Genomic DNA, 17,998 nt, shown 5'->3' with positions numbered 1-17,998 from the left:
TTGTGCTATGATTATTGATAAAAATGAAAACACTACGGTGGTATCTAATGAGTCATTAGATTTACCAACTTTTATGAATCGTCTAAATGGAGAATATGCTTCATTTAAGTCAGATAATATTGTAATTAATCTTTTCTCACTGTCTACACTTACGGTAGGTCAGTTATTGGAATTTTTACCTATGTCTGATTCACATCGCAAAGAAAAAAAATCTTTTGTAATTGTGACTGATAAAATTAGTTTCGATGCTGTTCCGGACACTCTGGAAGTTGTCCCAACCTTACAGGAAGCATTTGATCTAATTGAAATGGAAGAAATAGAACGGGATTTGGACTTTTAATTAGCGAATCCGTTTCCCAATAATGGAGAAACTTTATACATGAAACTTACAATATTAGGCTGTTATAGCGCCACTCCTAAAGCCAATAATAATCCAACAGCACAAGTGCTAGAGATAAAAGGACATCTATTTTTGATAGATTGTGGTGAAGGAACCCAAGTACGGTTACGTAACAGTCAAGTACGGTTTGCACGTATTAAACATATTTTTATTTCGCATTTACATGGGGATCACTTTTTTGGTTTGCCAGGACTTATAGCTACATTTCAGCTTTTAGGTAGACAGGCAGAATTGCATATTTATGGTCCGAAGGGAATTAAAGAAGCTATTACGCTACTTTTAAAGCTTGGTAGTTCTTGGACTAGTTTTCCTTTGTATTTTCATGAATTGACAACCACTTGTTCCGAAGTTATTTTTGAAGATGAAAAGGTCGTTGTTAAGACCATCCCTCTAAAGCATAGAGTATATGCCAATGGTTTTTTATTTGCTGAACAACCTGGTGAGCGCAAACTCAATAGGGTAGCTGCTGAGGAATATAATATCGACATCTGTTATTATCAGAACATAAAAAATGGTAGGGATGTAGTATTAGATGATGGGACTGTACTAGCTAATTCACTCCTTACTTATGATCCTTCCCCTGCTAAAAGTTATGCCTTTTGTAGTGATACCAAGTATGTGCCTGAGAATGTTTCCTTGTTGCGGGGTGTGACTGCTTTGTATCATGAGTCAACCTTTTTACATCAGCATGCTGATTTGGCTGAAAAGACCGGACATAGCACCGCCAGACAGGCGGCTGAAATTGCCAAAGCCTCTGAAGTAGGTATGCTAATCTTAGGTCATTATTCAACACGGTATTCAAGTTTAGGGGTGTTTAAAGATGAGGCAGAAACTGTTTTTGAGCCTGTTTTTTTGGCTGAAGATGGAAAGGAATTTGTAATTTAGAGATCTAGAAACGGAGTAAAGGTAAGCAGCTGAGATAGGGTAGCTCCTTAAAATACAATTTGTATCAAATGAAAATAGCAATAGTATGTTACCCTACCTTCGGAGGTAGTGGAGTTGTGGCTACCGAATTAGGGTTAGCTTTGGCTAGTAGAGGTCATGAAATACACTTTATTACCTATAAGCAACCAGTGCGATTGGCACTGCTAAATCAACATGTATACTTTCATGAAGTGCATGTTCCTAATTATGCCTTATTTCATTATCAGCCCTATGAACTAGCTTTATCTAGTAAGCTTGTGGATATGGTAAAGTTACATGGAATTGAACTGTTACATGTACATTATGCAATACCGCATGCGTATGCCGGGTATATGGCAAAGAAAATGCTTGAAGAAGAAGGGATTTATATTCCCATGGTTACCACCTTACACGGTACTGATATAACCTTGGTTGGAAGTCATCCATTTTACAAACCGGCTGTGACATTTAGTATTAATAAATCAGATGTGGTTACCTCTGTTTCTCAGAGTTTAAAAGAGGATACATTGAGGTTGTTTTCCATTAAGAAAGATATAGCGGTGATTCCAAATTTTATAGATGCCTCTCAATATCCTAAACAGTTTTCTGACTGTCATCGTTCCATGATGGCAGGAGATAATGAACGTATCATTACACATATCAGTAATTTTAGAAAAGTGAAACGAATTAAAGATGTGATCCATATTTTTAATCGCATTCAACAATCCATGTCTGCAAAGCTAATAATGGTAGGTGAGGGACCTGAAAAGGAGCATGCTGAGTATTTGTGTGAACAGTTAGGTATTACTGACAAGGTATTGTTTTTAGGAAACAGTAATGAAATAGATCGTATTCTTCATTTTTCGGATTTGTTTTTATTGCCGTCTGAAACAGAAAGTTTTGGATTAGCGGCGTTAGAAGCTATGATTAATGGGGTTCCTGTAATTTCAAGTAATACTGGAGGTATTCCTGAGGTAAATGTACATGGGTATTCGGGGTATTTGAGTAATGTTGGCGATATTGAAGATATGGCAGCGAATGCATTGACAATTCTTAAGGATGAATCAGTACTAAATATATTTAAGAAACAGGCTTATAAGGCTGCGTTAAAATTTGATATTCAGGCAGTTGTTCCCTTCTATGAAGCTGTGTATCAAAAAGCTTTTACTTCGGTGTAAAATTGTAGTATATAGCTAAGGCTTTACGGGTTAAAATTAGTACCTTTAGGAGAAAGCCATAGACTATTGAAATCAAGTAACCGTATTAGAACTGTACGAAAAACAACGGGAGAAGTAGTTGCTTTTTCCGAAGATAAATTGACGCGCTCATTAGTGAGGAGTGGTGCTTCTAAAACACAAGCTCAAACTATTGTAGCCAGGATTCTTCCTATGTTAGAAGAGGATACTACCACTCAACAAATTTACAAACGTGCATTTGCATTACTACGTAAAGAACAAGGGTACATGGCCTCTAAATACAAATTAAAGAAAGCCTTGTTCGAGTTAGGACCCACAGGGTTTCCATTTGAGATTTTTATCGGTGAAGTGCTGAGTCATATGGGATATAATACCCAAGTGGGAGTCCAACTTCAAGGCCATTGTGTGACTCATGAGGTAGATGTATTAGCGTTAAAAGAGGGGCATGTTTCGATGGTTGAATGTAAATTTCATTCTGATCAATCACGTACCTGTGATGTGAAAATACCCTTATATATAAAAGCTCGATTTGATGATCTCACTGCCTCTGGCATTCATCATCAACCAGGTGATATCACAGAAGGTTGGGTCGTCACAAACACCCGTTTCACAAAGGATGCCGAACAGTACGGTACCTGTGTTGGTCTACGATTATTAAGTTGGGACTTTCCTAAAGGAAATTCTTTAAAAGATATTATTGAGCAGTTTGGATTGCATCCCCTAACCTGTAGTACGATGCTAACTAAAGCTGAAAAACAAATGCTTTTAGATGAAAAGATGGTATTAAGCAGGGATGTATTAAAGCATACCTCACTGCTTGATAAGATAGGAATAAGGGCCCCAAGAAAGAATCGGATTTTAAATGAATTGGCGTATTTGTCAAATTTAACACAGGTGTAATGGAAAGAGTTCGTATTCATTTTTTGGGAGCATCCGGGACTGTTACCGGTTCAAAGTTTTTACTTGAAACCTCTGAGGCAACAATACTTATAGACTGTGGTCTTTTTCAAGGTTTAAAGGAGCTTCGGGCTCTTAATTGGGAGTACCTTCCAATACCGGCTTCTGAAATTGATCTAGTTTTACTTACCCATGGTCACTTAGATCATGTAGGCTATCTTCCTCGATTATACAATCAAGGATTTAGAAGGTCAATAATCGGAACTTCACCTACACTTAGAGTTGCTGAAGTGATATTACGTGATAGTGCCAAGATTCAGGAAGAAGATGCTGAAGATGCCAATGCTAAAGGATATAGTAAGCATCATCCAGCAGAGCCTTTGTATACCGTAGAAGATGTTGAAAATACCTTGACTCATTTTAAAGCAGCTGAGGTTTCAACCTGGCACCAACTGAGTGAACATATCTCCTATCGTTTTCAATACAATGGGCATATTATTGGAGCTACTTTTATTGAGCTTTCCATTTTTGGTAAAATATTTGTGTTTTCTGGTGATATAGGTAGACAAGAGGATGTATTGCTTAATCCACCTAAGCGTCCTTTGAATGCTGATTATTTGTTTTTGGAAAGTACCTATGGAGATAGAAATCATCCCGAGGAAGATGTTCCTCAATTGTTAATGGATCTGATTCATGATACCCTTGAGCAACAAGGTGTTTTATTGATTCCTAGTTTTGCTGTAGAGCGTACACAATCCTTGATGTATCTATTATGGGAGTTATATAGAAGTGGCAAGATACCACCAATTCCTATGGTGATGGATAGCCCAATGGGGAGTCAGATTTTATCAGTTTTTAATGACTTTACAGATTGGCATAAACTTTCACCCCAGCAGTGCGCTGCCATGTGTAATCATTTTAACATTGTAGAATCGTATGCAGAAACGTGGGAAACCATTGATGATCCAAGGCCTAAATTAGTCATAGCTGGTAGTGGAATGATAACTGGAGGCCGAATTCTTACTTATTTACAACAACTATTGGATGTATCTACAACTCATGTACTGCTTGTCGGGTTTATGGCAGAAGGTACAAGGGGGCGTGATTTGTTGGAAGGTAAAGAAGAATTAAAAATACATGGAAAACAAATACCTGTACAAGCCTCTGTATCCCATTTGGAAAGTCTTTCAGCTCATGCGGATAAGGAAGAACTTTTAGCCTGGGTTTCTGAGTTAAAGAACATTCCTGAGCAAGTTTTTTTAATTCATGGGGAAGCGGAAGCTGCTGCGGAACTCAAAAAGGAAATAGAGTCCAGGTATCAGTGGCATGTAAACATTCCGGAGTTATATGAAATACGAGAAATCATTATAGGGGAATAGGATTATTTATTCCAATCCCAAACAATAATGTTCCATTGGTCTGTTTCATCTTCAAATGTATGAATGGTTTTAAAGCCTATACTTTCATGGGCTTTCATGGAGCGCTGGTTACTGGTGGAAACCTCGGTTACGCATAGATCAAAAGAATCTGAATAGTATCTTTTGTGGGTGTTATAGAGTTCTCTAAAAATTCCTTGTCCTCTATAAGTCTCACTAATACAAATTTGACCCATTACATAAAAAGAATAATTGTCAAGAATTTTCCCTTGGTAGCTAATCTTTTTAAAGGTCTCAAACATGGGACCCAATACTGGAATATGTGAGCTAAATTCCTTAGTCATCACTAGAGCATAGCCAACAACCATCCCTTTATCAATAGCTATTACCTGTCGGGCACTTTGATTCATTTTACTAAGAAGTTCTAGACTATGTTGAACCGTTACAAAACCATCAGACACTTTTTTATCCGAAGAAACATTTGAAAGATAATTCTCTTGTTGAATGTGAAGTATTTGTTGTAATTCGATTTCAGTTGTGGCTAGGGTGTATTCCATGGTTGTGCATGTTATAGAGTTAGGTTTTGCAAACAAGATAGACTACTAAAAGTAAGGTATTTTTCTTGTCAAAAACAGCTCATTTTAAAGAATGCAGAGAAAAGCCACTTATTCAGGTTTGACAAGTGGCTTTATGGTTACTACCTGAGGTATTTAAACAGTACATACTGTTCTTACTTCTGTCTTGTATTAGAAATTATTTGAAAACCTAGTTAACGTCTTTTCTTGTTTTGCTTTTCTTCTAGTTTCTTTTGAATTTTTTCTTGTTTGCGCGCCTTAGCGTCAACCTTGGCAGGTTTTAAGTTTTTTCCTTTAGCCATTTTTAATCCTATTAATGTTATTAAAAATACCTTTGTAAAACTCCTGATATAGTATTGGTTTTATGCTGCGAGTTAATACCCGGGTATGCTGCGGGAAGAGTTAGTACATAAAGCCATACAGGAAGGGGAAGCACACTCGCGAGTGCTTCTTAACTCTGGAAGATAATTTGGGCTGTCAAAAAGTGAAGCATAAGACAAAATTTTATGAATTACTACTTACTATAATAACTAATCAAGGCAAACATAGCCCGTATTTAGATAGAAAGCAACTCGAGAAGGGTGGTATGTTTGAATACAACGAAAGGTTGCATCTTAAATTTGTATTTTTGCAGCAAAATATAAGTATATGATTTCTACTGATACCATTGTTGCCTTGGCTACTCCTTCAGGAGCAGGAGCTATTGCTGTAATACGTCTTTCAGGACCAGAAGCTGTTTCTATTGCCGCTGAGGTATTTCAATCGGTGTCAGGAAAGGATATTAGAAAACAACCAACACATACGATTCATTTAGGGCATATTGTAGATGGAGCAAAGGTATTAGACCAGGTACTGTTATCACTATTTAAAAACCCGAATTCTTATACTGGGGAGGATGTTGTTGAATTGTCTTGCCATGGATCTCCTTATATTCAGCAACAGTTGGTTCAATTACTGCTTCGAAAGGGAGCCCGTATGGCAGAGGCTGGAGAATTTACACTTCGTGCTTTTATTCATGGAAAATTGGACTTGTCTCAGGCTGAGGCAGTGGCTGATTTGATTGCATCAGATACGGAAGCGAGTCACCAGATTGCCATGCAACAAATGCGAGGTGGGTTTTCATCTGAAATAGAAAAGCTAAGAGAAGAACTATTAAATTTTGCATCCCTTATTGAGTTAGAATTGGATTTTGCTGAAGAAGATGTTGAATTTGCTGATAGAGGTCAGTTTGGAGCTTTACTTGATCGAATTGAATTTGTGCTAAAGCGTCTGATAGATTCTTTTGCTGTAGGTAATGTGATAAAAAACGGTATTCCTGTAGCTATTGTTGGAGAGCCTAATGTGGGGAAATCAACCCTGCTTAATGCTTTGCTAAATGAAGAACGTGCGATTGTATCTGATATAGCTGGAACTACTAGAGATACCATTGAGGATGAACTTGTGATTAATGGAATAGGATTTCGTTTTATTGATACAGCAGGCATCCGTGAAACACAGGATGTAGTGGAGAGTATTGGTATTCAAAAGACTTTTGAGAAAATTGGACAGGCACAAGTGGTTATTTATTTGATAGATGGAGGCCAATTAGCAGAGAGTGGTACCGATAAGGTGCGTGTGGAATTGGAGAAAATAAAAAATCAATACCCTCAAAAGCCATTGGTAGTTCTGGTAAATAAAAAGGATAAATTATCGGAGAACCAAATTGACAATATAAAAAATGAATTGAGGGCTGCACAAACACTACTATTTGTATCTGCAAAACAGAAGGAGGGAGTAGATGCCTTAAAGGAACAGTTACTTTCCTTTGTCAATACTGGAGCTTTACGTAATAATGAAACCATAGTCACCAATAGCAGACATTATGATGCTTTATTAAAGGCATTAGAAGAGATTGAAAAGGTTAAATGGGGTCTTCAAAGCGGACTGCCAGCAGATTTAATGGCCATTGATATCCGAGAAGCTCTATATCAGTTCGGACTAATCACTGGACAAGTCACTAATGATGAATTACTAGGTAATATATTTGCTAACTTCTGTATCGGGAAGTGATGTCGTACAAGTGATGGAAATCATTACTTTTGGAGGTCAAGTACTCCCAAAACGCATCAAAGTGGATAACTGGAGCGAGTTCATCAATAAAATATTGGACAAGTGGGCATACGAGCACGGGATTGAGCTAGACTTCTCAAGACCTGGAAAACCTACCGACAATCCGATTATCGAGAGCTTCAACGGTTCGTTCAGAGATGAATACCTGAACGAATTGGTTTTTTTCTTTGGTAGATTCACTGGAAAAGTTCGATATTTGGAGAAAGGACTATAACGCCTTTAGACCGCACAACTCGTGGAAAGAAATGTCCCCCAACGAATATATCGAAATGAATGATAATAGCTTTGATTCTCTAGTTATGACCGGTACCTAAATATGGGAGGAGGTCAAGAGGAAGAAATTAGCGTAATGGTTGACTTTATGGTACAATCAGGATTAAAAGAAGTTATTCAAAATTAAAAAGTTAAAAATTTAGTAGACTATGCTACTGGCATTGAAGTTTGTTTAGACAGTAACGGTCGTAAAAACGGAAGTATTACTTTAATGAGAAAAATTACAAAAGAATTCGTAAAAGAAACTTGTGTAGAATTGAGTTTATAATATTTAGCTCAAGCGTCTGCTTCCAAAATAAAAGTTGTTTAGGGCTTAGATATTGCGGTAGATAAATCGTCACGTATATTAGATTTTGTTATTAACAAAAACGGTAAATTATTTTTTATCAAATGTGATTTTAATGGTGGCGGAGTGTCTATGTTAAAATCTACTGCTACAGAATTTGTTGAAATGAATCGTTTTTGGAAAAATCAAAAAATTCAGTTTCTTTGGGCTACTGATTGTGCAGGATGACATACAACTTTAAGACCATTACGTGAGTTTTTTGATAAAGGTGATTATCTTTTAAATTTAGTAAGGTTAAAAGGTGGTTTATTAAAATTAATACTAAAATAAATAGAATTATGGAAGAATTTAATGCAATTGAGATTAACCAAAATGGTCAAATTTTATATTTATTCTCAATGAGTGCAAAAAGAATATATGATAAATTTAGTGTTTCAAGACGTGTAGAGGATAAAGAAAAAGGATATCAAAGATCTTTTAGTTCTAGCCGTTTAAAGCAAATTGCTAATTATTTAAATAAAGATTCTGGTTTTTTACCAAATTCAATTTTAGTAAATATTGATAATGATAAATATAAATTTGAGAATGATAAATTATATCTTAAGTTAGATGAAGAGTCAATTGGCTTTATTATAGATGGTCAACATAGAGTTGGTGGTGCTAATCTAGCAGATAATGATATTCTTTTGCCTGTTGTAGCGACAGTAAGATTAAATGAGGTGGAACAAGCAAAATTATTTATCAAAATAAATAAGAATCAAAAAGGCGTTCCTGTTTCATTGTATTTAGATTTATTAAATATAACTGAAGGTGAAATAGTTGATTTTGATGGTCATGATGTAACAGCTGAGAGACGTGCAATTGAGATTGCTAAACGTTTAAATGAAGATGAGGAAAGCCCTATGTATGATAAAGTACGTATGACAGGTGAAGCAGGGAAAGGCATTTCTTTAAGTGAGTTTGTTAATTTACTTAAACCTCTTGTAGAGCCTAAAAAAGGTAGTTTTATGAGTTTAGGTTTTGAGGACCAATATAAAATTTTCAATATTTATTTAAAAGCCATAAAAGCAGTTTTTTTAGAACAATGGGAAGATAGTACAACATTGCTTTTAAAAACAGTTGGATTTGGTGCTGTAATAAAAAGTTGTTATGATATTTTTACTTTAGTTATACAAAAACATAAAAAATTCACTACAGAAACTTGTATTGATGTGATTTCTAAAATTAGTGAATTAAAATTTGACACAGATACAATGTCAGGTGGAGGTATAAAAGCCCAAGATGCAGCAAAAGTAGTTTTATTGTCACGTTTAAGGGCAGCGCTACGTGACGATGAGGATTTTTCTTTTGAAATCGGTGAATAATGATAACTCATTTAACACTAGATGAAATTGCATATTCTTTTAAAAATTGCACAGGAGAAACTTCAGTACCATTAAAAGAATATCTAAGTAATAATATACTAAAAGATAGTGATGATGATACATATGTTATAAGTAATCTTAGTAATCATATACTTAATGATATAACAATCTTATTAAGAAAATCAATAACTAATATTTTAGCAGCAGATAGCATTTTACTTACAGGGTCATCAAGTTGGGGTTTTGTAACAACTTACTATAGTAATTTTTTTGCTGTTCAAGCCTTAAATAGATTATCTCTAAATTTTAATATTCATTTAAATCAGTATTATAATATAAAAATATCAAACTATACTAAAGGCGATTTTCAATTTAAAAAGGTTTCAGCTTCATCAGGTAGTCATCAAAATCAATTTGATAAATTTTATAATAATTTTAGTATTTATAAAAATATAAAATCAATTAATAGATCTTGGAATATTGGTATAAGAGGATTTAAAGATGGAAGTGAAACCATGCTTAGAAATTTGATTAATTACTCAATAAGTAACTATTATTACGATGAATTAATTTGTGATATTCCTACATACAAAAAAAGAATAAAAGAATTTGAAAAGGATCCAATAATTTCTAAATTAGAAAAACCTTATAAGTTCTCACATTCTAATTTAGAACTTGCTCTTTGCAGAATAGAAATGATTTTTTACATTTTAAACTATTTAGCAAATAAAAATATTTACTACAGATCTTATTATAATAAATTTTTATCAGGATTAAAACAAAATATACAAAGTAAGTTTAATAATAATTCTAATTATTTAGTTGAAAGGATTATTAATAATTGTACTTATAAAGATTTGGAAATAGTTGATGAATCAGTTACAATTTAAAAAGACACTATCCCATAAAGTGTGTAGACTTTAGAAACAGGGGTTAGACTTTTTTATAGGCTGGCCCTTTTTTAAATATGATTAAGAACTGATCAAGGATTACTCCCCAATGTCTAATTGGCATAGACCATTTTTTGGGGGCTTCCTCTTGACTTCCTTTAATTAGAACTGTTCTTTAGTACAATATTATCATTTATTTGATCAATCTCAACAAGGCTAGCCTTGTTGAGATTTTTGTTTGCGTATTCAATTGGTGGCAGGTTGCCCAGAGCGTCATGTGGCCGGTGATGATTGTAATCATCCATCCCAACCTGAGTTTGTTCTCTTACCTGGTCCAAGTTATCAAAAATATAGCGATTGAGCACTCCTCTTCTATAGGTGCCATTAAATCGTTCAATATAGGCGTTCTGAGTGGGTTTGCCGGGTTGTATATACTTAAACTCGATCTCGTGTAAATCTGCCCACTCGGCAGCTATCTTAGCTATAAACTCAGATCCGTTATCCATGCGAATATAATCTGGTTTGCCTCGGCGGTTAATCAAGTGATTTAATACATAAACCACCCTCTTGCTGGTCAGGGAATAATCTACCTCTATATGCAAGGCTTCTCGGTTAAAATCATCAACTATGGTAAATGCCCTAAATTTTCTTTTGTTCTCCAGGGTATCGTGTACAAAATCCATACTCCAAGTATGGTTGGACTTTACTGGAACTTCTAAAGGTTCTTTAACTCGTGCTGGTAGGCGTTTTTTTACTTTGCGCCTCATAGATAAACCTAAATATTTATATACACGGTATACGCGTTTGTGGTTCCATGGGTGTCCTTCTCTTCTTAGCCTGTGATAAGCCATCCAAAAGCCTTCTTCCGGCTTTTCTTCAACTCTACGATGCAGGGCTTCTTCTATGCCTTGATCATCCTTAGGTAAAGGTTTATAGTAGTACACGCTCTTGCTCATATTCAGTACACGACACGCCCTGCTAATGCCGTAATGAGCCAGTTCTTCGCTAATGGCGCGTTTACGACAGGGCTTTAAAGCTTTTTTTCAATGATCTCTTTGGCCATCTGATGATCCAAAGCAAGGGAGGCATACATTTGTTTTAATCGGAGGTTTTCTTCTTCCAGTTCTTTTAGGCGCTTGAGTTCCTTGCCACTCATTCCGGAATAACGCTCACGCCACTTGTAGAACGCAGCTGTACTTATACCATATTCACGACTGATCTCAACAGCCGTTTTACCGTTGTCAAACTCTTTTAAAATCTTGGCGATTTGTTGGGGTGAAAATTTACTCTTCTTCATCTTTTGAACTTGGGTTTAAAATTAATCATTTTTATAATTTTAAACAGTTCTGTTTTTAGGGGAGCTTACAAAATCACCTATGTTTATTTTTAGTACCTTTTTTAAATGAAATGTAGTTAAATAATTCTTGCATTTTCGAGTGCAAATCGCTTCCATAATGTTCTTTGAGTTCATTAGAATTGAAGTTAGTGGTTGCATGGGTAACTATTTGATGGTTAATAAGGGATTTATGACGAGCTAGTAGAATGTCTCCCAATACATTGCAAACATTTGTAAAGTACTTACCTGTTGTTTCGGTACCTAAATCATCAAAGCAATACACCTGTTTATCATTATATTCTTCGATAATTTTGAATCCAATATTGTTAAATCCAAAAACAATATTTTTTGTGGGGATTACTTCATAATGAGGAATATGAGGTACTATATACCTCAGTAATTTCATTAGACTTGTTTTGCCACATCCAACTGGCCCACTTAAGAGGATACCCTTATTAATATCTATCCCAAATTTTTTACAATTAAAGTGGTCTTTAATAAAATAGCAACATAGTTTGAAAATTAATGGGTGGTCAGCTTTATAAATTTTGAATTTATTGCCGTATATCCGTTTACCTTTTGCTTCCAAGTAAACAATAATTTTGTCAAAATCATATTTAATATATCCTTCTTTTGGAGAGCCAATATTGAACTTCACACCTTTTTCAATGATAATATGTGCTTGGTTGATTTTCATTTTTAAATGTTATCATTACAAACTGTAGCATTTAAGATGTAATACCCAATTAAGAGCGTATAGTTAATTGGAGTACTTTTTATTATAATATTGGGAGTACAATTATTATTAAATTTTATAATGCCGGTAACTTCATAACATTAAGAACCTCCGATTTTCGAATAGGGAAGAGGAGCCTTTCATTCGTAACATTTGAAATATTCTTAAAGATTTACCCTTGAGCATTCATATTTGATCCTTTCAATTGACATATTTTAAAAAGCAAGGTCGTCAAATGGGTTATAGTTTTTTAGTTTTGACAACCTTGCCTGATTTAACTTTCCAGAGATAAATTTGCACAATATATATGAGAATTTTTCGTAATGTGTTCGTAACTACGAACGATTTTTTGGTTTTATTTAGTTCAGGATGAGGATATGGAGCGTATTTGTATGTACGATATAACCATAGTGTTTGGTATTAATTTCGAATATTTAAATTGATTTTTTTCAATGGAGCTCGATGATTATCAAAGATTGGTATTTTTACCCTTTACTTCCCATTATTTCCAATTGCTCGAAGGGAAAGTTATCCTTGGCTTGAATGTAAGCTACTTTTTCTGTTACAGTGGCACCAATTTTCCTTTTTTCAAATCCGGCAGTCATTCCAAAATCAATGGTAGAAAATCCTAATTCACCGGCTCTTTTTACAGTTTGAAACAGTAACTGTCTATATACTTGATGTTCAAAGGCATAATCATAATCCATCCCTACAAAAGAAGGAACATAGGTGCCACCTGCATTTTTGTAACTAAACATTACTCCAACTGGTATGTCAAGTTGTCTATTTGAATATTCCGATTTTAGGCTTAAAACAATAAACTCCCAATTTTTATCACAAGACATGTTTTCAAACAACTTTTTAGGAAAACTAAAGATGTTAAGTCCTAAATTGTTTTTTCTTACATTTTCAAATAGTGAATAGAAGAGTTCCCTTTGATCTCCGCTAATGGTATTTAGAATTTCAATATTAAAACGTTGTTCAAAGGGGCCAATATCATTTTTAAAATGCCTTCTGGATTTAGGAGATAATGTATCAATATAACTGTTTGTATCTTTCCATTTTAGATTTGTTAACTGGCAGGATTCCGGCATAGAGATTTTAAAATAACCATGATTATGAAAGAATTCATTAAGAACTTCATTAACCTCAAAATCTCTGAATACAATCATAGAGGACTTTAGTGTGTTATCTAGTTTTTCTATCTCTTCAAATAACTGATACATGGCATTTTGCCACAGTGGATGAGACGTATTACAATAGAGATGCTCTCCTTCAGTAAACAAAGACCCAGTGCTAAGTACATACGAGGTCATATGATACGAATCTTTCAATCGAATGGTTTCAATTTTCTCCGAGACTTGTTGTGGTGCCAACATATCATCTTTCCAAAGTGAATATGTGAAAAATGTGGCGAGTAATGGGATATCATGCTGATCCCTGATAATGAAATAATAAAAGCTCCAATTTTCCTCCGTTTTGTCATTTTTAGAAAACGTTTTCTCTAGAAAACAGAGCCCATCCCAATCAAAGACTCCTTTATTGGCAAAAATGGAATTCCACACCTTTTTATCAATCTTGTGTATACTATTTTCCACCTGAACAGAGAAACCAAAGTCCGTATTTTCATTTTTTGTTTTGGTGTTATCCGTTTTTAGATTAAACGCCTTACGCACTATGGAATGTGAGCTGTAGGTGTCGGCTAGAGCCTTTGGGTAATGATATTCCATGGCTTGAACAAGTGCGTTTATTTCTTCATTCTCATTATGTCTTGATATTGTAATACGAACTCCTGTATTTTTAATTGGAACTGCGGGGAAAATCCCCAGATTAACAAAAAAGCCTTCTTTGAGTAATCGATTTACAAAATTGTATCCTGTAATAGGGGTTCCTGTTCCAATATAAAAAACAGGAGAGTTGTTTTTTTCTACTAAAGGAAGTTGCGCTTTTTCTAAAAGTGAGTTAAAATGATGAATTCGTTGTTGTAATTCATTTTGTAATAGATAAATTTCATCCGAAAGATGAATGTCAGCCGAGGCAATGGCTGCTGCCACCGAAGCTGGTTCAAGTTGAGCAGAGAACGTAAGAGGTCCTCCAAATGTTTTAATCTTGTGGTGCATCTTTTTATTAGAACAAACCAGTACAGCTCCAGATGCACCGAATGTCTTACTTAGAGTGCCAAATAAAAGTATATGTTCCGGTAGTTCTTTTAATTTACTCATAACAAAACCAGTACCATTCTTGCCAATCCAACTCATTCCGTGAACATCATCAAAATAGAAATGGAGTTGAGGATATTTATTACTTAACTCCATAAGATCTGAAATAGGAGCTTCATCCCCATACATAGAATAAAGTCCATCGGCCATGTACCATATTTTTTTGTGCTTTATAGACAGTTTCTTGATTTTATCTTCCAGCATGTTTAGGTGATTATGACGAATCATTTCAATAGGAACACTGCGTGTTTTTAATGTTTTGGCAGCACTTTGGACACTCCAATGAACCTGATGATCTAATATGATTGCGTCCTGATCAGCCACAGCACTTGGTATTACACCCATATGACCAAGTGTACTATTTTTTGTAATAATAATAGGGTGTCCATACATCTTCGTCACTTTATCTTCCAGGATTCGATAAAGTGGATGTGAAATATAGGTCTTTGACAAGGGGAATTGAGTTCCATATTTGAAGATTGCATCTGAAGCCGCACTTTTTAACCTAGTATCTTGCTCCAGGCCTAGGTACCCTGTTGTTCCGAAATGAAAAAGAAGGTTTCCGGATATACTTATCTTTCTACCGGTGAAGGTATCTCCATCTGCATATAAATGTAATATGCCTTGTTTAGTGGCATCCGTGAACACTTCATCCACTGTGTCAAGAAAATTATTTCGTTTAATTTTAGCCATTTTACTTCTATATTATGGAATTTGACATATCTAAAAGGGATCATATTGTTGTGAATCAGTAATTAAGCTAGCTATTATTTATGATGTAATTTGATTTATTGGTAGTTTATATGGCAAATAATCCCTTACAGATCAGTAATAATCCTTTTCAGATAAGTATTACAATTAAATAATTGATTTTCATTGTGTTATGGAAATATTTTCCTAATTTGATGCTGTTATTAAAGTACCAGTTAAATGAAAGCTGAAAATGCATATGCCTCCTTTGAGATTAAAGAAGGTGTACTCTTTTTTATTTATAAAGAGGGAATAGATATAGATCTAGCGACAGCTAGGAAAATAGTTTCCTTTAGGTTGAATTATCAAAAAGGGAAAAAGTATCCTGTATTGTGTAATGTTAATGGGATTAGGAGCATTGATGTAAATGCACGCAGATTTCTAGCTACAGAAGGTTCTGTACTTATAAAAGCCGTAGCCTTGGTTTCTGATACTCCATTATCATTAATCTTATCAGAAATATTTATTAAAGGTAATTCACCTACTGTTCCAGCTAGAGTTTGCATCAATGAGAAAGAAGGAATGGATTATCTATCTGAATTTTTATAAGTTGATGTATTTGTGTGTAAATGTTTTATTTTCAAGTTGTTAATTTATAATGGCTATATTTACTTTTCTTTCAATATGCATATATTGTTCTGACATTTATTGTTTTTAAATATCTTTTATAGCGTATGGTATTTTTATAAGCTAGTGATTTTTCCCCTTTCTTATTGTTTATTTAAATATGATATTATGTGTTATCCTGATAGTCAATACCGACTGAAAATGATTATAAATCAATTGATGGAACTCTATAAAGGTAAGTTTTATACTTCCATAGAACGTACCGACTATACTGATGTCTTAGAAGCTATAGCTTTATGTGTTAATATGGTAACAGAGGAGGTGAGGGATTCCTTTATACATGAAGGATATGTGAATTCGCGTCCTTCTTATGAATTCTCAAATCAATTTTTTTTCATTTTAGATAAAGAGTATAGAATTACAGATACCTGTGTTGAGATTGAGAAATTTATTGGTTTTTATAGGAAGGAGTTGTTGGGGAGGGATTTTGGAAGCCTTTTGTCTGTAAAGGCCAAGCATGATTGGAAGGTTTTGAAATCAATCATAAATAATTCATCCAATGATAATTTCCCCATTCGGCTTTCGTTTTTGAGTTCTAATAAGTTGTTGGTTCATTTAAATTGTGCTGTTTTTATAATCAACAGCACTAATCCTGCATTAGATGGATCCATCGTTGTAAGCGCTTTTGATTTAGTACATTCTAACAGAAAGTATGAGAAAGAAAATTTAGAACGAGTTAAAAGTCAAACTTTTAATATTCGTAAAGAGAGACCAAATAAGGTAGTATTACAGTACCCTGATGTAGATATTATAAGAGCAGTTGGAGAACATATCAGAAATAATTTGAAACAAGAATTACCATCGTTAGTAGAGATAGCTCATCGTTTTGGCACCAATGAATTTAAACTAAAACAGGGGTTTAAAGAACTTTATGGATTGACTGTTTTTCAATTTCTAAAGGAGGAACGATTGAAGGAGGCCTTTATTTTAGTGGCGCATATGGATTTCCCGTTAAAGGAAATTGCTGAAAAGGTAGGATTTAAGAACGCTACACATTTTTCCAGAGAATTCAAAAGAAGGTATGGGTTTAGACCCAAGGAATTAAGATCTTCAAATTCCGATATGTAAAAATTACTTCATTTAATTAATCCCTAATAGACCAGGCGTTATCCGTAGTGGATCACTTGCTATTGGTAATTTTATGTTATTAAGTATTAAATAGATACAAATGACATGAAATGGCTGCAAAAACATAGAATTCTTATTTCTGAAATCATCAGCATATTATTTATTATGCTGTTTGTCTACACTGGTTTCAGCAAGCTTATGGAAGGGAATACCTTCCATAACAATCTTATAAATTCTCCTTTTGCACATGTGAAAAGTAAAGCAGGGTTTATATCATGGGTAATTCCGTTATTGGAAATAATAGTTGCCATTTTGCTACTATTCCGTAAAACAAGGCTCAAAGGATTATATGGTTCTCTTGGGTTAATGATGAGTTTCACTGCTTATGTGATTGGGATTCTATTTTTCAGTCCCTATGAACCGTGTTCTTGTGGAGGAGTGATAGCTCTTTTGTCATGGAATCAACACTTTATATTTAATATAATATGGGTGATTATGGCTATCAGCGCAATTGTATTGCTTCGGGAATCGAGTGCAAAAGCTATTAATAATTATAAACTGAAATGATTATTAAAATTAATTTTTTTGTTGCAACAGAAGCAGGGTAGGGCTCATAACCTGTAAAAAAGAACGAGCAGAATGTTTAACAATTAATACTAAGAAATCATGAAAAAATTAAGAATGATTTTACCGATGTTGGCCTTTGTATTGGCCATTGGAATGTCTTTTGCGTACGTAAAAGCAGATTTAGCAGTAATTCAAGGCTATATTGAGACTTCACCTGGTGTGTGGGAATCTGTAGATGTTAATTGCATAAATGGCAATAAAGAGTGTAGAGTAGTTTTTTCCTCTGATCCAAATACTGTTTATATGGTTTATCCAGTACAGAATCCGGGAGAAGATGACAAACCATTAACAAGTTCTTCACTGGACCCTATAGTACTTGATTAATTTAACTAAGAAAACCGGGAGATATCTCCCGGTTTATTATAC

At 34.4% G+C, this 17,998-nt stretch carries 16 protein-coding genes and 2 pseudogenes; 14 read left to right on the top strand and 4 right to left on the bottom strand.

What is annotated here, in order from left to right:
* Positions 1-7 precede the first annotated feature (7 nt).
* The 5 genes from PT603_RS07105 to PT603_RS07085 all read left to right on the top strand — a co-directional run bounded on the left by PT603_RS07105 (position 8) and on the right by PT603_RS07085 (position 4,775).
* Positions 8-340 (top strand): hypothetical protein, encoded by a 333-nt coding sequence (locus PT603_RS07105; RefSeq protein WP_008240411.1) that lies wholly within the window; start codon positions 8-10, stop codon positions 338-340.
* A 39-nt stretch (positions 341-379) separates the two neighbouring features.
* A complete protein-coding gene (locus PT603_RS07100; RefSeq protein WP_008240410.1) occupies positions 380-1,285 on the top strand; it encodes a ribonuclease Z in 906 nt (301 codons plus the stop codon).
* 68 nt (positions 1,286-1,353) lie between these two features.
* The gene (gene bshA / locus PT603_RS07095; RefSeq protein ID WP_008240408.1) at positions 1,354-2,481 is read left to right on the top strand and encodes an N-acetyl-alpha-D-glucosaminyl L-malate synthase BshA; all 1,128 of its coding nucleotides are present in this window, start codon (positions 1,354-1,356) and stop codon (positions 2,479-2,481) included.
* Positions 2,482-2,547: 66 nt separating this feature from the next.
* Complete coding sequence (locus tag PT603_RS07090) at positions 2,548-3,399, top strand: restriction endonuclease (protein ID WP_008240406.1); 852 nt, start codon at positions 2,548-2,550, stop codon at positions 3,397-3,399.
* Positions 3,399-4,775, top strand: coding sequence for an MBL fold metallo-hydrolase RNA specificity domain-containing protein (locus PT603_RS07085; protein ID WP_008240405.1), 1,377 nt, complete (start codon positions 3,399-3,401; stop codon positions 4,773-4,775). Before PT603_RS07090 ends, PT603_RS07085 begins: the two co-directional genes overlap by 1 nt.
* A 2-nt stretch (positions 4,776-4,777) precedes the next feature.
* On the opposite strand, the gene PT603_RS07080 is transcribed toward PT603_RS07085, so the two are convergent.
* Complete coding sequence (locus PT603_RS07080) at positions 4,778-5,329, bottom strand: GNAT family N-acetyltransferase (RefSeq protein ID WP_008240403.1); 552 nt, start codon at positions 5,327-5,329, stop codon at positions 4,778-4,780.
* Positions 5,330-5,995: 666 nt separating this feature from the next.
* Between PT603_RS07080 and mnmE the strand changes: the two genes are divergently transcribed.
* From mnmE to PT603_RS07060, 5 genes and pseudogenes are all read left to right on the top strand, one after another.
* The gene (gene mnmE, locus PT603_RS07075) at positions 5,996-7,396 is read left to right on the top strand and encodes a tRNA uridine-5-carboxymethylaminomethyl(34) synthesis GTPase MnmE (RefSeq protein ID WP_008240399.1); all 1,401 of its coding nucleotides are present in this window, start codon (positions 5,996-5,998) and stop codon (positions 7,394-7,396) included.
* A 10-nt stretch (positions 7,397-7,406) separates the two neighbouring features.
* Positions 7,407-7,770, top strand: a pseudogene (locus PT603_RS07070) (integrase core domain-containing protein).
* Between the two features lie 98 nt (positions 7,771-7,868).
* Positions 7,869-8,243, top strand: a pseudogene (locus tag PT603_RS13755) (DpnII family type II restriction endonuclease); the annotation flags it as partial.
* A 110-nt stretch (positions 8,244-8,353) separates the two neighbouring features.
* On the top strand, positions 8,354-9,379 hold the full coding sequence (locus tag PT603_RS07065; RefSeq protein ID WP_008240396.1) for a DGQHR domain-containing protein: 1,026 nt from the start codon (positions 8,354-8,356) through the stop codon (positions 9,377-9,379).
* Positions 9,379-10,269, top strand: a complete 891-nt coding sequence (locus tag PT603_RS07060) for a hypothetical protein (RefSeq protein WP_008240394.1) — start codon at positions 9,379-9,381, stop codon at positions 10,267-10,269. The genes PT603_RS07065 and PT603_RS07060 overlap by 1 nt, the downstream gene beginning before the upstream one ends.
* A gap of 158 nt (positions 10,270-10,427) precedes the next feature.
* Here PT603_RS07060 and PT603_RS07055 read toward each other — a convergent pair.
* From PT603_RS07055 to PT603_RS07045, 3 genes are all read right to left on the bottom strand, one after another.
* A protein-coding gene (locus tag PT603_RS07055; protein ID WP_238531040.1) for an IS3 family transposase occupies positions 10,428-11,566 on the bottom strand; the annotation gives its coding sequence in 2 pieces (ribosomal slippage) (positions 10,428-11,305 and positions 11,305-11,566; 1,140 coding nt in all).
* 73 nt (positions 11,567-11,639) lie between these two features.
* Complete coding sequence (locus PT603_RS07050) at positions 11,640-12,302, bottom strand: ATP-binding cassette domain-containing protein (RefSeq protein ID WP_309258589.1); 663 nt, start codon at positions 12,300-12,302, stop codon at positions 11,640-11,642.
* A gap of 524 nt (positions 12,303-12,826) precedes the next feature.
* Positions 12,827-15,253, bottom strand: a complete 2,427-nt coding sequence (locus PT603_RS07045) for an aminotransferase class I/II-fold pyridoxal phosphate-dependent enzyme (protein ID WP_274238588.1) — start codon at positions 15,251-15,253, stop codon at positions 12,827-12,829.
* A gap of 237 nt (positions 15,254-15,490) precedes the next feature.
* Between PT603_RS07045 and PT603_RS07040 the strand changes: the two genes are divergently transcribed.
* From PT603_RS07040 to PT603_RS07025, 4 genes are all read left to right on the top strand, one after another.
* Positions 15,491-15,859: a DUF7793 family protein gene (locus PT603_RS07040; protein ID WP_008241596.1), complete on the top strand. Its 369-nt coding sequence runs from the start codon at positions 15,491-15,493 to the stop codon at positions 15,857-15,859.
* 186 nt (positions 15,860-16,045) lie between these two features.
* The gene (locus PT603_RS07035; RefSeq protein ID WP_050951159.1) at positions 16,046-17,005 is read left to right on the top strand and encodes a helix-turn-helix domain-containing protein; all 960 of its coding nucleotides are present in this window, start codon (positions 16,046-16,048) and stop codon (positions 17,003-17,005) included.
* Positions 17,006-17,110: 105 nt separating this feature from the next.
* Complete coding sequence (locus tag PT603_RS07030) at positions 17,111-17,572, top strand: MauE/DoxX family redox-associated membrane protein (RefSeq protein WP_274238593.1); 462 nt, start codon at positions 17,111-17,113, stop codon at positions 17,570-17,572.
* A 99-nt stretch (positions 17,573-17,671) separates the two neighbouring features.
* Positions 17,672-17,956 (top strand): DUF6520 family protein, encoded by a 285-nt coding sequence (locus PT603_RS07025; RefSeq protein ID WP_155805671.1) that lies wholly within the window; start codon positions 17,672-17,674, stop codon positions 17,954-17,956.
* Positions 17,957-17,998 lie beyond the last annotated feature (42 nt).

Origin of the sequence: Imtechella halotolerans (assembly GCF_028743515.2) — a bacterium.
GTDB classification, from domain to species: domain Bacteria; phylum Bacteroidota; class Bacteroidia; order Flavobacteriales; family Flavobacteriaceae; genus Imtechella; species Imtechella halotolerans.
Note: the sequence above shows the minus strand (reverse complement) of the source record. Positions and strands in the feature narration are given on the sequence as shown.